Annotated in this window: 1 protein-coding gene; it reads right to left on the reverse strand. The window is 48.9% G+C overall.

What is annotated here, in order from left to right; translation table 11 throughout:
• Positions 1 to 421 (reverse strand): MBL fold metallo-hydrolase (locus ACYVTD_RS16025; RefSeq protein WP_461248678.1); only part of this gene is annotated, 421 nt, incomplete at both ends.

The following is a 421-nucleotide window of genomic DNA, read 5'->3' on the forward strand; positions in this document are numbered from 1 at the left end:
TCCCAAAAGGCGACGCTTCCGGGGGTGTGTCCGGGAAGATGTAGGACTGTAAAGGGACCGATTGTACTGCCTTCCTCAAGAAGAATATCCGCCGAGGGCATTTCGCTCCAACTCATGTCCAATAAGGACGTGTCGCCGATTGCGGCTATCATGCTTTGTTTGTGAACGTTGAGAGCTTCGGGACCAAGGTATTCGCTGTCCTGACTGTGAATGGCAATTTTAAACTTGCCGGGGAACGCCTTTACAAGATACGGCAGGGCGCATATATGGTCAAAATGTCCGTGAGTGAGTAAAATATAATTGGGTTTTAGTTGAGACTTTAGCAGTGCGGAAATAATTAAATCGGATTCGTCTCCGGGATCGATAATGGCGGCGGTTCCGTCGTTAAGCGGGTAAATCCAGCAATTTGTCGCTATTGGGC

The sequence above is a fragment of the Treponema sp. R6D11 genome, from assembly GCF_054786075.1.